Here is a 15,186-nt window from a genome sequence, read left to right on the forward strand (position 1 = left end):
GAGGTCCTCCCGGTGCGCCCAGTCGGGACGCAGGGAGGTAGGCAGTTGCGCTGTTCGACGTGACCGTTGCCGGAGCGTCCCCTTCGAGGCGTTCAGGCGGAGGCAGCACGTACTGGGTGGACGACGGGACGCCGTCCACCGAATATGACTCGTATAAACTAACCATGCCCGAAATGGGCGGTCAAGTTTTACGCGTCAATATAGGTGTGTGGTGGTAGGGGCAGGTCACGCAGGCTGACTGGCCGGCTCGACCGCACTACGGTCACCTTCAGCGCGGGCCCCGAGGGCGACTCCCCGGACATCTGGTCCGTGCCCGCGGCGCCCGGTCCAGGCGGCCAGTGACTGCTCACCGGCGGGAGGTCCGTCTCTGGCGCAGCAACGAGGTAGTGGAGCTCAGTTCCGCCGACTCCCGCCGGGGTGCCCGGCGACACTGCATCACGGCTGGGTTCTGTCAGATCGCCGTGCGGAACCGGCTGGCAGGCGTAGTGCCATGTGTGCTCGGTGACGTCCACCCTCGCCACCCCCGGCCGCTCGGCGGCGAGCACGTACTCGACCCAGACCAGCTCGGGGGAGTCGAGCTGGTGAGTGGTGAAGGCGCAGATCTCCCGTCCGTCCTCACCCGGGGCGTAGGCGGCGACCGACCAGCGCACACACTGACGAGGACTCACCCCATTCACCCCTTCTCCGCCAGGAGAATGCGCTCGGCTACCCACCGCGCGCAGGCCTTGCACAGATTCGGTTCCTCGCCGGCGACGGTGAGCAGCGACGCGACCCCGTCGTAGAGCCCGGCGACGGTCTCGTCGAGTCCCGAGGCGAGTGCAGTCGCCATGAGCAGCGAGCCGTCGTCCTGCAGCACGCGGACGCTCTGCTCATCGACCCGCAGCGTCAGTGGGTGCGGAGCCGCGATCTGACCGGAACTGCTCCACGTGACAGGCAGCCCGTCGAGCATCAAGGCCCCCACGAGCGCGTCCGTGCGGTACAGGGCGGAGTACTGGCGGCACCCGGCGGCGGAGGCGCTGCGCCACGGAGCCGGATGCCGATGCGCGGGGACGCTGACCGCGTTCCCGGCGAGCCGGTCGAACTCGTCGGCCCAGGCCCACAGCGTCGTGGGGGCCTGGCGACGGGCGTCAGGCGCAGCGGTCCAGAGGTTCATGCTGTTCCTCCTGGCGGAAGTAGGGAACGGAGGGGAGAACGGCGCGGTGCGCAGGCCTCAGGGCCGCGCCAGGGGTGAGGAGGATGCAGAGGGAGGACCGGGCGATCTCAAGCCCTCGCGCGGTGGTGCGGGGGCCGGGTCTGCCGTCGGTGCACGCCCCGCCGCACCGTTCGCACAAGCCGGACGAAGTCACCGGCGCGCACCAGTGACAGCGTGTCCGGGCTCGCGCGCCGTACGGCCTGGCCAGGAGGGGGTAGCGGGTCAGGCGGGTGCAGTCGCAGCAGGTGTAGAAGCCCAAGGCGTTGAGCCCGGGTTCGGTGATGGTGTAGCGGCGGGTGGCGCTCGTTTTCGTGGCCAGGCCTCGCTCCACCAGGGAGTCCAGGATCCGGGCCGTGTTCGACAGGGTGCCGATCTGCCAGCAGTCGCCCAGCCAGCTCCCGCCGTTAACGCGGGCGAGGCTCTGAAGCGCCGCATGCTGGCTGCGACCGAGCGGGCGTTCCGTACGCGGCACAACACCTCCAGCACATAGTCACCTCTTATTGACTCGTATAGTTTGACAGAAATGCAGATATGAGTAAAGTATTGGGAGTCAAGAGTTCGAGTCTGCGCAGGGGGAGACATGGCAGATACCGGCCGCCAGAGCATGCGAGGGGCGCTGAGCCGAGAGATCGCAAGCACCATCGGCCTGTTGGCCGACGAGCACGACTTCACTGCGATGCGGCGCTACAGCAGCTTCACCTTCGACGACCACGCGACCTACCTCCAAGAGGTAGAAGCGCTGCTCAGGACATTCGCTGCGACGGGCAAGCACACGACGGTGGCACTGTTCGACCCGCAGGAGTACGCCGAGTTCTGTGCTGACACAGGTCTGGAACCGGACGCCACGTCCAGCCGCGCCCGCTTCACCGCCGAGCTCGCCACCACTGGCCCCAGCGTCCCCTATGAGGGCCAGCCCTTGGACGAACTCATCCCAGCCCTGGTCGACGAAGCAGCCCGCCACGCCACGTGGGAATTCGCATCCGAATTCCTGGCCAGCATCGGCAACTGCGCCGGCTGCGGCGAGGACATCGGCCGAGCGGCCTTCACCCGCGCCAGGGACCTCCTCGTCCGCATCCTCGACAGGGCCTATCCCGGTCACCAGCAGCTCGTCTGCAGCGTCGCCGGAATGGCACCGGAAACCCTTGTCTACAGCCTCCACGCGGACACGGACCCGGACCGGGCCGCCCATGTGGACGAGGCCGAAGCCGTCGTGTTCGCCACTGTCCTGGCCGTCGGCCTTGCCACCCACAGCCCCGGCGGACTCGTCATGCGGACCAGCAGCACGGACACCACGGACCGCATCTACGGCTGGCGCCTGCGCGGAGAAGGACTCGAACCTCTCACCGCCGCAGAGGCCTTCGACGCCTACTGCACCGACATCGTGACCGGCGAGCTCATCGCCCCGGAATCCGGCGTCGACTACTGCTCCCCACCGGACCTTGGTGACGACCTGGACCACGGAGGTACGGCCACCGGCCCCCACGTCCACTGAACGGGACCAAGCCCGGCCGCTGACGCCGCTGTCCACAGGCTCCCGTCACCACCATGACGCTGCCCCTCCAATGCACCAGCCCGCCCGGCTCCTCAACCGCAGTCCCCAGAAAGAGAGATCACCCGCCTGTGCACAGCGCGACCCGCCCGTTTGTTCTCGCCGCCACCGCCACGGCCCTGGCCGCCGCCCTCACAGCCTGCAGTTTCAGCGACACGGAGAACGCCTCGCCGCCGCCGCTGAAGCACGGCAAGGTGGTGGACAAGCGCGGACACGACTCCTACACCACCGACATCTACCGGGACGTCTATCGGCAGACCAACTGCCGGACAGTGAGCACCAGCGCCCTCACGATGTCCCTCACCGCAGCGGCTCGATCACCGGCGGGTCCGGCGGAGGCAGCACCAACACCAGGCCCCAGACCGCCAAACCCGCTCCTCCCGTCAAACCCGCCAAGCCCGGCAAGGGCGGCGACGGCTCTCCCCGTAAGGGCGCCCCGCGCACCAAGCAGGTGTGCGACCGGCAGTACATGGGCCGAAAGAAGACCGGCACCCAGTTCCACGAGGCTGTCTGGAAGGTTCAGATCCAGAAGGGCAAGCGCACCGGCTGGAAAGAGATCCCCACCAAGGCCGAGTGGGACGCCATCGACCGCGGCGACCACATCTGAATCTGACAAGCCAGCGGGGCGAGCGACCTTCATGTCGCTCGCCCCGCAGCTGTTGAACGCCAGGACTCTATCCACAGGCCCGCAGCCACATCGTGACGCTGCCCGCACTCCGTGCAGGCCGCCGGCCATGCCGGCGACACACCTCCGGTGGAAGGCGCCGTACGGCCATGGTCTCGAGTCAGTTCTTCCTGCCGGTCATCGGCACCTTGTTCGCCGGGTACTGCTTCACGTTGTTCTTCCGCGCGGCGATGCGCTGCGAGTTCTCGGCCATGTGCGTCAGCTTCCTGGCCTTCGTAGTCGGCTGCACACTGATGGCGCGGCCCACGCTCCTCGTGAATCTGTCCCAGAAGCTGGCGGATGCGGTGTTCGGATCCCTCGTCGACACCCCGGAGCGCACCGCGTCCACGCCGCACCCCGCCCCGGCTGCTGCCGATGCCGGCCTGCCTTGGGCACGTATCGCCCTGTGGGCCGGCATCACAGTCCTGGCCGTGCTGGTCGTCCTGACCCTCGGCCGGCTCTACCGTGAGATCTGCGCCTACCGCCGGAAGTCAGCCGAACTGGCCCGGCGTCGCGCGGATGTGGAGAAGCGCCACGACGGCGTTCTCGACGCCTACGCCGAGATCCAGATCAACCTCTTGGACCACCTCGACCGCATCGCGCTGACCGACGTGACCGTACGCCAGACCGCCGACCTCATCCACGCTCTCGACACCGCCCGTGACGCCCGAATCCCCACCGGCGTCCAGGGACTCGATGCCTACCGCAGGGCGGTCACCGCCCTCGAACTGGCCTGGAAGACCGCAGACAGGCACGCCCGGGTCACCGGAGCCGACTACCTATCCGAGCCCCAGCGCCGCAAGGTCCGGCACGCCCAGGCGGCACTGGCCCTTGCCTCCGATCCGCGAGGCCACGCCCCACAGCGTCATCTCGCCCTCCAGCGCGCGGTCCGCCTGCTCGAGCACATCGTGCCCGTACCGAGGGAAGCGGTCGCCTCCCTCGAAACCCGCACCCGCCCCGTCCTGACCAAGGACTGACTCCGCGGCACCAACCCCTCGGCACCCAGCCACTTCCCACGAGAGGACGCCATGAGTTTCATCCGGCTCCAGGACCCCCACGGGACCGTGACGTTGCCAGGCAGGGCACGCCCCCGCCTTCTCCGCCTGGTGCACCACCTCGCCTCGGACTTCCTCCGCCGGCAGGCCGTCGGCACCACGCTCGTCACCCTCCACGACCTCCTGCCCGACCACCATTACCTGAGAGAGTTGTCCCACCACGGCGCCGCGGCCGCCCGTTTCAGCCGGGCCTACTCCGAGGCCCTGTGGAGCGTTCTGGACGAGCCGATCGTCGCCTACCGCGGACAGACCATCCGACCGCTGACGCTGATCCTCAACACCGCGATGGAACTCGGCAGCGATCCCGTGCGGCTCGCCGCCCGACTGCACGGGCAGTGTGAGATCAACTGCTGGGCCAAGGGACCCCACCGGCGCTGGCTGGCCAGCGTCATCCGGGACGGCCTGCGTACCGGCCTCTATCCCGACGGCTACGGCTGGGAGAACGTGCAACGCTTCCTCCAGGAGCGCGACGATTTGCCTGTCGTCGCTTCCTACAGTGAGGACTTCCCTACCCTCTGGACCGCCGCCGACCCTGACGCCGGCACCACCGCGCTCGAGGATGAGGGATGTGAAGCAGTGTGGGAGAGCCTGCCAGCCCAGCAACAGTGGCATTGGGGAATGCACGCGCTGGACTCCCGGCGTGAGGAACGACTTGAGATCACGCCGGACTGGGCCGACTACCGATTCGGCGCCGGAATTTCCCTCGGCGACATCCTCGCGCCCGACAGCGCATCCCGCCTTGACCGGGCGTTCCAACTGGAACCCCATCCGTCCTGCTGACAGCGCACGAAGATGACGCCACAACTCCGACCCGACTGAAAGAGTCCGGATGTCCCGCCGCGTCACGGTGTACCTCGACCGCGAAGCCCTTGCGCGAGCGGTGCTCACCCTGCTGCTTCCGGTCCAGCCTCCGCCGGCGCAGGGGTTCCTGTAACGCCTGTCGGTCATGCACGGCCCCGCGCCCCAATCCACCGTGCCATGCCTTCGTAGGCGTCCAGGGTCCGACTGTCGAGGCCCAGGTGGTTACGGAGATCGTCGCCGAGCTGCTGGTAGAGCCTGGCAGCCTCGCGAAGATCGCCTTGCTCGCCAGTTAGCTCTGCAAGGTCCGTCCGCAGTTGGATGACGTCCGGATGGACGGGGTCGTGCTGTGACTGCAGGATCTCCAGCCGTCGCTGGGTTTCCGAGATCTGATCTTCACCGGTCATGGTCACCCCGTCCATCGTTGAGTCCCTCGTGATCGCCGTTGGTGGTGGCCGACGAGGTCTTGGACTCTGCCCCGGGCTTCTCGGCGGCCGATGCCTCGTTGCCGCTCAGCGACAAGTACACCCGGTTGCCGGCCCCCGGCGGGGCGGGCCGCTTGGTGAGGCGGCCCTCCTTGTGCAAGGCCCTAACCGCGCTCTTGATACTGGGCACACTGTGACCGGAGAGAGCACTGATCTCCGGAGCCGTGGCCTCACGCTTCTCCTGCAGAACTGCAACCACAGCATCCTTGGCGGTCCCAGCGGGCCGCGGACCGCCCGTCCTTGCCGCGCGTCTCGGCTTTCGACTGCGGACGCGCACAGGGCAGTCCGCCGACAACGGGCACCGGCCGCACACCGCTGCAGCCGCATCGACCAGGCCCGAGTTCGGCGCACCGCTTCGAGAGTAAAGCTCGTCAAACGGCTCCCGCTGGTCCACACACGCCGCCAGGCCGCTGCCCTCCGGCAGTCTGGGCGGCTTCCCCAGAGTGGGAAAGGCGGACGGTAATTCCTGCATCTGTTCTCCTCCCTGGAGAGTCGATCTCTTCAGTGGCATCCGGGCGGAGCCACGGCAGAAGGCGGGCCGTTGGACGCCTGTAACCCATCGCGACGGCCGCGTCGGAGGCCCGCGCGTCGTAGGGACGGCCCTGGGTGACTCGCTACGTCGGATCATCGAACTCGCCACTCTCCGTGGGCCTGGCAGACATGGCCGCCGAGGTGATCTCGTCGCGTGGGAGGTCGCTGCCCGGGGCGTGCGGGCACGAGGGACAAAGCACGTACAGGATCCGCAAGTTGACGCCCTGGTGGTCCACAGTGATCTCGTTCTCGCGGACGGAGACCATCAAGGTGGCAGTGCCGTCCGCGACGTGAGGGCACCGGTCGGCCAACCGGAACCAGATCTCCATCAGGGACCGCACCGCCCACCACTGCCGGCGGAGCCACACTTGGTGCGGCTCGGTCGTGGTGCCGGGCGTGCTGACGTGCCCGAAGGCGTTCGTCACGCAGCGGACCTCCGAGGCCGGAAACGAGCCGTAGGAATACCAGCCGTCAGCCTTACGGCAAATCCAGCGCTCGACGTGGATGGTACTGACGGCGGCGGGGGCGCTGGTAATGGGCATACAGACTTCCTTCTGAGCGCGAGGAATCGACCGTCGGCCCTCCAGCGGGCGGCCCGGAATGTCATCGTGGCGGCACCGGAAATGCGTGGCCCGAGAAAAGGTCAGGGTTCACGGCCCGGCCACCTGTCACAGTTTTTTGACCGTGCCTGGCCTCGTGGGAAGCCACTACCAAATACGAGGGCAGGCAGAACAGCTCTCGCCATCTATGAAATGATAGTTTTCGGTGATCGGCTTGCCCGAGGCGCGCCGTGTCTGATGCGCGATTTCCCTGGATTCCATCGCATGGAAAAAGCTGCACCGATCCGGCTTCCCTTACATATCAAACATTCACCGCTGAGCAGTGACGTTTGGGCGCGCTCTGGGCGATCCGCAGCACCGTCCCTCAGCTGCCGGCCAAACCCTTCAGCCACTCCACGAATTGAAGAAGGAGCAGAAGGGCGAAAAAGGCGACCAGACAGCTGAGCCGCGGTCGACGCGGCGCACGCTGGAAGTAGACACGCTCCTTGGGCGGCACGTCCTCTTCGTGAGCAACGCGGTGGTGCCACACCTGGTGGTCGCTTGCCCGTCCCTCGTCGGAGGACTCGTGGGGTTGGTTGCACCTGGAGCAGGTGTATCGGTACATCGGCGGCCTCGGCAGGAGTGGGATCTTGCACCCGAGGATGCCGAAGGATGTGCCAGGAGTCTTGTGGATCGCATGAAACGGCGCAGCAGAACCATCTACAGACCGGCTGTAGATGACCGTAGATGGGCGTAGATGAGGTGTAGATGTTGCAGGTCAGAGCCTTGTAGATGGCCTAGGTAGACGGTTTCACCTGCTCACGGCGTGGCGGGGGAGCGCCGGCCAGATTCGGTCACCGGCAGAGCACCGCGCGGGCCCCGCGGGGCCCTCATCCGGCGGGGTGTAGGACGCCCCGACCCGGGGCGCAGCGGGGGGTGCGAGGGGGCCCCCGCAGCGGGGGTGCGACGAGGGCCGGACGGGGGCGCTCAGACACCCCTGCAGCACGGGGTTCACGGACCCTCGGGCGGCGTTCCTTCGTGGGGTGTCTGGGGGGTAAGCGCCAGCACCATCGATGGCGGCATTCGCGGAGTGCGACCGAGGGCCTTCTCGAGCTCGTCGTAGCGGACTCCGATGGTGTTCTTATTTCTGATGTTGATGCCCTTCTTGTTCACCGGAATCCCCAGTCGCTCACAGTCGGCCCGCAGACGGGAAACGTCCCATCCGAGAAGACGATCGTGCTTCTCCTGGGCGGCCTGAAGTAGGTCCACCAGGTGAATTCCCTTGCGTCCCAGCCGATAGCTCAGCGCGACGCTGTACTCCACGTACAGCGGCAGCCAGTCGTCGAGAGGCAGGGGCGAATGCTCCGGCTGCTCTCCGTCCTCCCCCAGAAGTTGATCTTGAGGGGTGGCGCTGGCTGCCTCATCCGCGCTGCCACCTGGGCCTTTGTCTCCGCTCGAAGCAGCTCCCAACTCCCAGGCCTTCCACAGGAAGGTCCCCACCACCACAGGCATGCCGACCTGGGGCATGGCAGGTATGGCTGTCCCGGCGCCGAGGACAACGAAGACGGCCAGCACGATGTGCTCGCCTCGCTCTTTGCGGCTTCCTTCCCGGGGGACGGCGTAGCGAATGACCCAGCCGATAGCAGGAAGGGTGCCGCGTTCCAGACGGTGGGCAGCGCGTGCCCATGGCCGCTCCTTGAAGACCTGGTTCCAGGTGCGGGGCTCGGGTTTTCCGGCTGCTTCGGGAGATGGCGCAGCTTCCTTCTGCTGCTGCGCCATCTCCGCATCCCACAGCAGCCGGACCATGTACTGCCACGTACGTCTGGCTCCGGAGGCCAGGCGCCTACCCGGCAACGTCTTGGATCCCGGCTGGGCATCTGCCTGCGCTGCGGCGCTGTCCGGCACCGAGGTCTCGCCTGACCCGCTTCCCATGCCGCTACACCAGCCCCACGGACTCGCAGCCCAGAGTGATGAGGTTCTGGGGCCAAGCCCAGTCACCACCCGCCGCGGCGTACAGGGTCGCCGCTATGAAACCGCAGATCACAGCCCGCTTGTTGCTGTGCTTCCGCAGCAGAAGGAACAGCGTGATGATGATCGCCAGCGCGCCGTACCCCCAGGAAGCGGCCTGCTTTTCCGTGAGAGAAAGGATGAAATCGGACGGCCCCTTCCAGCCGGCCGCCTCATAGAATCCACTCGCGGCGAATCCCATGATGATCAAGATTTCCGTGTTGACCCACCGCACATATTTGTTCTCTCCGCCAGCCTTCAAGTAGAACACCAGGAAGGCCGTGATGATGGCAGCGAGCCCTGCCGCCGTGATTGTCCCAAGGTTCAGGCCGCCGCCAAGGTCCGCGGCAATCACTACCTGATGTTGAGCCATGTGTTTTCCTTCATTAGTGGAGCCGACGTGCACAGGTGCGTTGGAAAGGCTCGTAATAGCCAGGGCAGAAATCGGAATGCGCAACACCCATGCGAGCGGTGGGTAAAAGTGCTGCGTCTTCGCGATGAGGAAGAGGCACGGCAGCAGGGTGAGGACTCCCCAGCCCCAGATGTCGCCGTCGAAGCTGGACAGCTGTTTGCTCAGCTCATCGACGAGTCCCGACTTCCAGGCCACGAGGGCCGGTGTGCCCCAGCGCAGAACCCACCAGACCCGCCTCGGATGCCAGCCGGACTGATGCAACTGGGCCGCGTGAAACGCAGTTTCGATGGGCCCGGGCGTCGTCGCATGAGGGTTGGGGGCCCGCCGGAACGACCAGAGGCGACGGCCTGCGCCGTCTCCTTCGTCGCTCTCGTCCGGCTCGGCCTGGTCCTCGGGTTCGTCCGGTGCGTCCTCGCCGTCAGTTTTAGCAACCTCGCCCCCGCGGCTATCAGGAGGGGGTGGAGGCTGAGGGGCACCCGCGGCCGCGGGGCCCGCGTCGTCGTAGATTCCGCCCGAGTGGGTGTCCCAATGGGCTCGGTCGTCCTGGTAGAGCGGATCCCACCAGTCGTCCGTTGCGGGACGCCGAAGCGGCACCGAGGGGGCGCTCTCCGGCCTGTTTCCGGCGCTCTCGCCGGGCTCTGGCCCCTCCGGGGCCGCAAGGGCTTCAGGAGGCGCCTGAGGGGCCTTCTGGGGGCCTTCTGTAGCCGCTGCCTGCGGCTTCTCGGCGTCGTTCAGCGCGTCATCGATTGACGCCAGGACCTCGTCGACCCGGTTGGCGGCGTTCGCCTGATCTGTCGTCACGGCAAGGGCTCCCTTCGCCACCCGTATCGGGCGATCGCTTCCTTCATGCGTTCGCGAGCCTCGAGCTCGTCCTGGTGCAGCTGTGCGGGATGACCGTCGCGTTCGTCGCCAGTCCGGCTCTCCGCAACGGTCATTTCCGCTTCGTTCGGTAAATCGGCAGGCGTCCGGGACGGGGAGCGTCTGGCCGGCAGGTAAGTCACGGTCACGTGCTCCGGCTCACTGGGCTCGGTCATCGCGGGTACTCCCCTCCGGCTCGGCTGCGTCAACGGCTTCCTGAAGGGCCTTGGTGAGCCAGGCCGGGGACCTGCCCTTGCTCTCGGCGAAGTCCTTCTGCGTCAGGTACGGGTTCGCGGCCTTGGCGAGCCGCCACTCAGTCACTGCTTCGGCCCGCTCCCGCTGACGTTCGGGATCGACGGTGGCGCGAGCCGAAGTCCGCCGCCGGCGTGCGTACGTGCGGCTCCTCCTCTTCTCGTTCACGCGCGGCGTCCCGCTTTCACGCGGCTCCCCGTTCACGGAGTCGTCCGAGCCGCGCCCCTCGGGACCGGTGCCGGAGTTCACGCGTGAATCACGCGCGAACTCGTCGTTCACGCGCGGCGTCCCGCTTTCACGCGGCTCCCCGTTCACGGAGTCGTCCGAGCCGCGCCCCTCGGGACCGGTGCCGGAGTTCACGCGTGAATCACGCGCGAACTCGTCGTTCACGGCCCCCTGTGCGAGCGTGAACGCGCTGTTCACGCGTGAAGCGAGCTGGCCGTTCACGGCCCACCCGCCCCGGTTCACGGCCTGCGGTTCACGCGTGAATTCACGCCAACCCGCATCGCCCCGTGAAACGTTCACTGGGACCGTGACCTGGCCGTTTACGCGGTCAGGGTCGCTCACGCGCCCTGGGTGCGCCGACGGCGTGAACGCGTAGGCGTGTACATCCCGAAGGCGTGAATTCACGTCGTCCGCCGGTTTCACGGACGTGCCAGAACCCTGCTTCCACGACCCGTTCACGGGGTCCTCAGCAGAGGCGTGAATCGGCGGCGCGGCGTTCACGGCAGGGTCTTTCACGCCTCGGTTCACGCGCTCCTGTTCACGCGCATCCGCGGCGTTCACGGGCAGCGCCACCGGCTGGCCGTCGGCGGCCGCGTTCACGCCACCGTCCGAATCTCCTTTCACGGACGCGGCGGCCCGTTCCCCTGCGCCGTCATCAGACACATGGGGGGAGGCGACCTCGAGCGCCGACTGGACGTACGCGTCGAGCACAGCACCGTCGTCCTGCTGGACGGTGCGTTCCCGGGCCGCCGAAAGGCGGACCCCGTACCGGGTCAGCCGCAGCGGCAGGAGCATCTCGACGGGAGCCTTGCGCCGCCAGGCGCGGCCGAAGCGGGCCCGCAACCGCGCACGGTAGACAAGCCGTTCGATCTCACGGCCGATCGCATCGTCGTAGCTGCGGATCTCCCAGAGCTGCATCCTGCGCCACAGCAGGAACGTAGGCGCCGGCGAGAGCAACCATCGCACGACCCGAACCGGTTCCATGTACCTGCCAGCCGTGATCTTGGCGATCCTGCCCACGGCATGGCGGGCAGCCTCGACCGCCACCACGAAGAGCACCGGAATCACACCGTGCATGGCGACACCGAGCGGGTCCGGCCAGGCCGCCGCCGCATTGAACGCGATGGTCGCGGCGGTCAGCAGCCACGCGGTCTGCCTCAGGAGGGGAAACGGCATGCGCAGCCACGTCAGCAGCAGGTCCAGAGCGAGAAGCACGAGGATCCCCGCGTCGATCCCCAGGGGGAACACATGGGCGAACTGGCCGAACCCTTTGCGGATCGCGAGCTCGCGCACGGCCGCGTACGAGCCGGCGAAGCCAATGCCGGCGATCACGACAGCCCCGCCGATGACGATGCCGGCGATCACGCGCTGCGCCTTGTTGAGCGGTGGCAGTTCGGACTCGGCGGCGGGGGCCGCCGGGTGAGAAGGCGGCGTGGGGGTGGTGGTCAACGTACTTCTCCTGTGCGGTGCGAAGGCGGGCGGGGACTGCGGGGTGAGCCGCAGTCCCCGGCTCGGTGTTGCTCACTCGTCGTCGCGCGTGGCGCGCAGGAGCCGTCCCGGGGGCGGCCGGTTGGATGAGGTGGTTCAGCCGGCTTTGCGCTTGCCGATGCTGCTGAGGGCACCGATCCGTCCGACGGCCTTACGGGCCTCGGTACGGGTGGTCTCGGTGCGATCGGGAGTGACCTTGGCGGAGTCGGGCTTGCCGCCGAAGTGGCGGCCCCAGTCCATGGCCATTAGCGCGACCTCCCCAGGAAGCGACGCTGCTTCGGTTCCTGGTGGCCGGTGCGGAAGTCCTCGCCTCGGTTGGCCGCGGTGCGGGCCGAGTCGCGGGTCTTGCCGAACGTGTCGCCGCCGCCGCCGTGCTGGCTGAACGGGTTCCACGCGAACCGGGGACGTTCCGTGCCCTTCGCCATCACCGCACCCCCTTCGCAGCGAGGTGGGGCGCGCGGGTGACGCTGGCGGCTGCCTCGTAGAGAGCGGTCTCCACAGTCAGCGCCACCGAAGGATCGGCAGGCGGGACGGACAGCGGCGGCAGGAAGTAGCCGTTCTCTCCGGCCCTGGCCGCGACCATGTCGCGGTAGGTGAGGCGCAGGACCTCCGTGTTCACGCTCATGCCGCACCACGCCCGGTCAGGCGAAGCGTCTGCGCCTCGGCGTACATGACATCGCGGCGGGCGGACAGCACCCGCTGCAACTGTGCCTGGTACGGCGTGGGGGTGCCGCGCCGCACGGCGTCGCTGGCGCTGCGGCCGCGGTTCGGGCCCAGAGCGCAGGCGGAACCTGCCGGGGCCGTAAGGTGATTCATGCTTCGTGTTCTCCTCGGCTAGTGAGGGAATGCGGACGAAGCCCCGGCCTGGTGGCCGGGGATGGGGGAGCCCTCCGTCCAGCGCTGGAATCGCTGGGTGCGGAGGGCTTCTTCTGTGGCCGAGCCTCGCTGCGTGAGACGCTCGGCACGCCGGGCTCCACGTCCTGGTGGCGGTCCGGTTCCGGGCCGCTTGGGGTGGCTCATCGGCTACGGCGACCAGCAGCGGCGTCCGGGAAGGGGCAGGGCAGACGGAGGAGCCTTCGGCCAGGTGTCACGAACTGCTCTCCGTGCGGCGGGGATGCTTGGCTCGGGTGGCCCGGGCTTCGTTCGTGGCCTGCGTGCGGATGTCCTTGCCCTTCTTGTAGTCCGTCGCGCAGTCAGCCAGCGTCGTGCGGTCGGTCAGAATCCAACTGGCCTCCCACTTGCGGGAGTTGTCAGGCGTACTCATGACGCATCCTCGTCCGAGCACTCGGCGCGGACGAGAACGCGAGCGCTACCGCAGTCGCCGACCGCGATGCGCAGGCGGCCCTCGGTCGTCACGCCCGGAGCGTTGACGGCGCGGGCCAGGACGTTGATGAGGTCCGCCGGCAGCGGCTGATCCAGGTCCACCGCGATATCGGCGTGCACGGACGCCGCACCGCTGATCACGTCGAGCAGGCTGGCGACGACTTCCTCCCCCTCAGGATCTGGAACGTCGGGGTGGGAAGGCGGCGTGGCCGCGGGAATAGCCTCGGTCAGCAGCCCGGCCAGCGAGGACCGCAACTTCAGGAAGGCCAGGACCACCTCGTCGCGCGTCATGTCCGTGAGCGGCAGGCCGAGCGCCTCGTTGAGGGTTTCACGTGCGTCCTCCGCCGCCTGGACTCGACGTTCGGCTGGGCTCCGCGCGGGGTACTGGTTGCGGGCTAGCGCTGCGAACGCGGCGAGACTCGTCGGCGCCAGGGCGCTGGCATGCCGGGGCCTCACCGCACCCCCCGCTGCCCTGATCTGTGGCTGGTTGGACTCATCGACGGCACCCGTGTTGGGCCGTGAGGCGGGTACCGTGCAGCGACCTCCGGCTGCCGGAGGCGTTTCGGGGCAGGGCATCGTGGAACTCACGCGATCAACTCCTGCAAGGTCTGGAAACGAAACTGGCGGGTTGGTCCGCTGACGGCCGCACTACGGCTGAACCACCGCCGGGTGGAGGCGACCTGAAGTCCTCAGATGGCTGAAGGCACCTGCCTGTCAGCCCGTATCAGACCGTTCTTCATGGCCACTGCGAGCTGTTGCCGCAGCGGACGATGATGTGTGCAGGTCAGGCCGACGCCCGGCGGGCGCGGTTGCGGGCGGCCCGGCGCCTCATGGCGCGGCGCTCGTCCTCGCTCAAACCGCCCCAGACGCCGGATTCCTGACCGGACTCGAGCGCCCACTGCAGGCACGGGTCCTGGACGGGGCATCGACGGCAGACGGCCTTGGCTTCATCGATCTGCACCAGGGCGGGACCGGTGTTGCCGATGGGGAAGAAGAGCTCGGGGTCCTCTTCGCGGCACACTGCGTTATGGCGCCAATCCATGGCAAAACTCCCTATATCGGGTGTGGGTCACGCAGGCCTACTGGCCTGCGGAGAAGACAGGGGTGGCCTTCCGGTGGGCCGTCGTCACGGCGAAACCGCGGCAGCGATCGCGACCGGCACCGGGACCGGTTCGCGATCGCTGTGCGGACCGCCGCCACCTGCGTCGCCTGAGCGGCCGCTAGGTGAAGGGCGCTGACATGGGCTGAACCAGACGGACCTGTCAGTGGTGACAGGGCAGCTGGCCCGGGGCCATGGTGGCCGCGGCGGTGATGTAGCCCAGGCTGGCGCCCCAGCCTCCGTGGCCGTGGGTGAACTGACGGACCAGGACGTAGCGGTTGTCCGAGGGGTGACAGTCGAGGAACTCGGCCTGGTCGGCTTCCGCCATCAGTCCCTTGACCGAGCCGTTGGCGTTGCGGAGGTACAGGCCGCCTGTACCGGGGGCCGGCGCGATCGTCAGCGACGCCGCCGGTCGGACGGTGGTGTTCGGGTACTCGGTGATCCGCGCGGTCTCCAGCTTGCCGGTTGCCGGGTCGATCCGCTGCTCGGTGTAGGAGCGGGTCGGCCCCGGTGCCGGTGTGGCCGCCTGCGCGGAGTTGGCCGAGGCGGCCAGCCCGAGCGCGCCGACCGTCGCGGAGACCACCGCTATGCCAGCGGAGCACTTCATGTTTTCTCCAGCTTCTTCCGCAGATACCCGCGATCGGGTGCCTGGGAGGGGTGAACGTTCGTTCGCGGCTTGATCGAGGCACCTGCGGTGCCCGTTCGGCCT

Annotated in this window: 20 protein-coding genes; 4 read left to right on the forward strand and 16 right to left on the reverse strand. The window is 68.0% G+C overall.

Going from position 1 to position 15,186, the window contains the following annotated elements:
- Positions 1-188: 188 nt before the first annotated feature.
- Both OG440_RS38770 and OG440_RS38775 read right to left on the reverse strand, forming a co-directional pair.
- Positions 189-668, reverse strand: coding sequence for a hypothetical protein (locus tag OG440_RS38770; protein WP_331752921.1), 480 nt, complete (start codon positions 666-668; stop codon positions 189-191).
- Between the two features lie 5 nt (positions 669-673).
- A complete protein-coding gene (locus tag OG440_RS38775; protein ID WP_331752923.1) occupies positions 674-1,153 on the reverse strand; it encodes a hypothetical protein in 480 nt (159 codons plus the stop codon).
- 619 nt (positions 1,154-1,772) lie between these two features.
- On the opposite strand from OG440_RS38775, the gene OG440_RS38780 reads away from it, so the two are divergent.
- From OG440_RS38780 to OG440_RS38795, 4 genes are all read left to right on the forward strand, one after another.
- A complete protein-coding gene (locus tag OG440_RS38780; protein ID WP_331752927.1) occupies positions 1,773-2,684 on the forward strand; it encodes a hypothetical protein in 912 nt (303 codons plus the stop codon).
- A 526-nt stretch (positions 2,685-3,210) separates the two neighbouring features.
- The gene (locus tag OG440_RS38785) at positions 3,211-3,348 is read left to right on the forward strand and encodes a hypothetical protein (protein WP_331752930.1); all 138 of its coding nucleotides are present in this window, start codon (positions 3,211-3,213) and stop codon (positions 3,346-3,348) included.
- Between the two features lie 167 nt (positions 3,349-3,515).
- Entirely contained in the window at positions 3,516-4,382 is an 867-nt protein-coding gene (locus OG440_RS38790; RefSeq protein WP_331752932.1) for a hypothetical protein, read from the forward strand.
- Positions 4,383-4,511: 129 nt separating this feature from the next.
- Complete coding sequence (locus OG440_RS38795) at positions 4,512-5,240, forward strand: hypothetical protein (protein ID WP_406011605.1); 729 nt, start codon at positions 4,512-4,514, stop codon at positions 5,238-5,240.
- Positions 5,241-5,404: 164 nt separating this feature from the next.
- Here the strand turns inward: OG440_RS38795 and OG440_RS38800 are convergent, their stop codons facing one another.
- The 14 genes from OG440_RS38800 to OG440_RS38865 all read right to left on the reverse strand — a co-directional run bounded on the left by OG440_RS38800 (position 5,405) and on the right by OG440_RS38865 (position 15,084).
- A complete protein-coding gene (locus OG440_RS38800) occupies positions 5,405-5,680 on the reverse strand; it encodes a tetratricopeptide repeat protein (protein ID WP_331752936.1) in 276 nt (91 codons plus the stop codon).
- Between the two features lie 677 nt (positions 5,681-6,357).
- Positions 6,358-6,816 carry a hypothetical protein gene (locus OG440_RS38805; protein ID WP_331752940.1) on the reverse strand — a complete coding sequence of 153 codons (459 nt, stop codon included), beginning with the start codon at positions 6,814-6,816 and terminating at the stop codon, positions 6,358-6,360.
- Between the two features lie 1,008 nt (positions 6,817-7,824).
- Entirely contained in the window at positions 7,825-8,619 is a 795-nt protein-coding gene (locus OG440_RS38810; protein WP_406011606.1) for a hypothetical protein, read from the reverse strand.
- Between the two features lie 130 nt (positions 8,620-8,749).
- Positions 8,750-10,033 carry a hypothetical protein gene (locus OG440_RS38815; protein ID WP_331752944.1) on the reverse strand — a complete coding sequence of 428 codons (1,284 nt, stop codon included), beginning with the start codon at positions 10,031-10,033 and terminating at the stop codon, positions 8,750-8,752.
- Positions 10,030-10,266 carry a hypothetical protein gene (locus OG440_RS38820; protein WP_406011607.1) on the reverse strand — a complete coding sequence of 79 codons (237 nt, stop codon included), beginning with the start codon at positions 10,264-10,266 and terminating at the stop codon, positions 10,030-10,032. Before OG440_RS38820 ends, OG440_RS38815 begins: the two co-directional genes overlap by 4 nt.
- Entirely contained in the window at positions 10,250-11,959 is a 1,710-nt protein-coding gene (locus OG440_RS38825) for a DUF2637 domain-containing protein (RefSeq protein WP_331753500.1), read from the reverse strand. The genes OG440_RS38820 and OG440_RS38825 overlap by 17 nt, the downstream gene beginning before the upstream one ends.
- A gap of 192 nt (positions 11,960-12,151) precedes the next feature.
- Positions 12,152-12,301, reverse strand: a complete 150-nt coding sequence (locus OG440_RS38830) for a hypothetical protein (protein ID WP_331752948.1) — start codon at positions 12,299-12,301, stop codon at positions 12,152-12,154.
- Positions 12,301-12,480, reverse strand: a complete 180-nt coding sequence (locus OG440_RS38835; protein ID WP_331752950.1) for a hypothetical protein — start codon at positions 12,478-12,480, stop codon at positions 12,301-12,303. Before OG440_RS38835 ends, OG440_RS38830 begins: the two co-directional genes overlap by 1 nt.
- The gene (locus OG440_RS38840; protein WP_331752952.1) at positions 12,480-12,680 is read right to left on the reverse strand and encodes a hypothetical protein; all 201 of its coding nucleotides are present in this window, start codon (positions 12,678-12,680) and stop codon (positions 12,480-12,482) included. Before OG440_RS38840 ends, OG440_RS38835 begins: the two co-directional genes overlap by 1 nt.
- Positions 12,677-12,871 carry a hypothetical protein gene (locus tag OG440_RS38845; RefSeq protein WP_331752954.1) on the reverse strand — a complete coding sequence of 65 codons (195 nt, stop codon included), beginning with the start codon at positions 12,869-12,871 and terminating at the stop codon, positions 12,677-12,679. The genes OG440_RS38840 and OG440_RS38845 overlap by 4 nt, the downstream gene beginning before the upstream one ends.
- A gap of 271 nt (positions 12,872-13,142) precedes the next feature.
- Entirely contained in the window at positions 13,143-13,319 is a 177-nt protein-coding gene (locus OG440_RS38850) for a hypothetical protein (protein WP_331752956.1), read from the reverse strand.
- Positions 13,316-13,669, reverse strand: a complete 354-nt coding sequence (locus tag OG440_RS38855; RefSeq protein WP_406011608.1) for a hypothetical protein — start codon at positions 13,667-13,669, stop codon at positions 13,316-13,318. Before OG440_RS38855 ends, OG440_RS38850 begins: the two co-directional genes overlap by 4 nt.
- A gap of 493 nt (positions 13,670-14,162) precedes the next feature.
- On the reverse strand, positions 14,163-14,420 hold the full coding sequence (locus tag OG440_RS38860) for a WhiB family transcriptional regulator (RefSeq protein ID WP_331752960.1): 258 nt from the start codon (positions 14,418-14,420) through the stop codon (positions 14,163-14,165).
- Between the two features lie 220 nt (positions 14,421-14,640).
- A complete protein-coding gene (locus OG440_RS38865; protein ID WP_331752962.1) occupies positions 14,641-15,084 on the reverse strand; it encodes a hypothetical protein in 444 nt (147 codons plus the stop codon).
- Between the last annotated feature and the right edge of the window lie 102 nt (positions 15,085-15,186).

The organism is Streptomyces sp. NBC_00637 (assembly GCF_045161545.1).
Taxonomy (GTDB): domain Bacteria; phylum Actinomycetota; class Actinomycetes; order Streptomycetales; family Streptomycetaceae; genus Streptomyces.

Excerpts from the sequence above, each read along its gene's own strand:
- OG440_RS38785 (WP_331752930.1), top strand. The coding sequence starts at position 3,211 with ATGGGCCGAAAGAAGACCGGCACCCAGTTCCACGAGGCTGTCTGGAAG.
- OG440_RS38830 (WP_331752948.1), bottom strand. The coding sequence starts at position 12,301 with ATGGCCATGGACTGGGGCCGCCACTTCGGCGGCAAGCCCGACTCCGCC.
- OG440_RS38820 (WP_406011607.1), bottom strand. The coding sequence starts at position 10,266 with ATGACCGAGCCCAGTGAGCCGGAGCACGTGACCGTGACTTACCTGCCG.
- OG440_RS38840 (WP_331752952.1), bottom strand. The coding sequence starts at position 12,680 with ATGAGCGTGAACACGGAGGTCCTGCGCCTCACCTACCGCGACATGGTC.
- OG440_RS38835 (WP_331752950.1), bottom strand. The coding sequence starts at position 12,480 with ATGGCGAAGGGCACGGAACGTCCCCGGTTCGCGTGGAACCCGTTCAGC.
- OG440_RS38860 (WP_331752960.1), bottom strand. The coding sequence starts at position 14,420 with ATGGATTGGCGCCATAACGCAGTGTGCCGCGAAGAGGACCCCGAGCTC.
- OG440_RS38790 (WP_331752932.1), top strand. The coding sequence starts at position 3,516 with ATGGTCTCGAGTCAGTTCTTCCTGCCGGTCATCGGCACCTTGTTCGCC.
- OG440_RS38805 (WP_331752940.1), bottom strand. The coding sequence starts at position 6,816 with ATGCCCATTACCAGCGCCCCCGCCGCCGTCAGTACCATCCACGTCGAG.
- OG440_RS38850 (WP_331752956.1), bottom strand. The coding sequence starts at position 13,319 with ATGAGTACGCCTGACAACTCCCGCAAGTGGGAGGCCAGTTGGATTCTG.
- OG440_RS38800 (WP_331752936.1), bottom strand. The coding sequence starts at position 5,680 with ATGGACGGGGTGACCATGACCGGTGAAGATCAGATCTCGGAAACCCAG.
- OG440_RS38855 (WP_406011608.1), bottom strand. The coding sequence starts at position 13,669 with ATGACGCGCGACGAGGTGGTCCTGGCCTTCCTGAAGTTGCGGTCCTCG.
- OG440_RS38865 (WP_331752962.1), bottom strand. The coding sequence starts at position 15,084 with ATGAAGTGCTCCGCTGGCATAGCGGTGGTCTCCGCGACGGTCGGCGCG.
- OG440_RS38810 (WP_406011606.1), bottom strand. The coding sequence starts at position 8,619 with ATGGTCCGGCTGCTGTGGGATGCGGAGATGGCGCAGCAGCAGAAGGAA.
- OG440_RS38780 (WP_331752927.1), top strand. The coding sequence starts at position 1,773 with ATGGCAGATACCGGCCGCCAGAGCATGCGAGGGGCGCTGAGCCGAGAG.
- OG440_RS38845 (WP_331752954.1), bottom strand. The coding sequence starts at position 12,871 with ATGAATCACCTTACGGCCCCGGCAGGTTCCGCCTGCGCTCTGGGCCCG.
- OG440_RS38775 (WP_331752923.1), bottom strand. The coding sequence starts at position 1,153 with ATGAACCTCTGGACCGCTGCGCCTGACGCCCGTCGCCAGGCCCCCACG.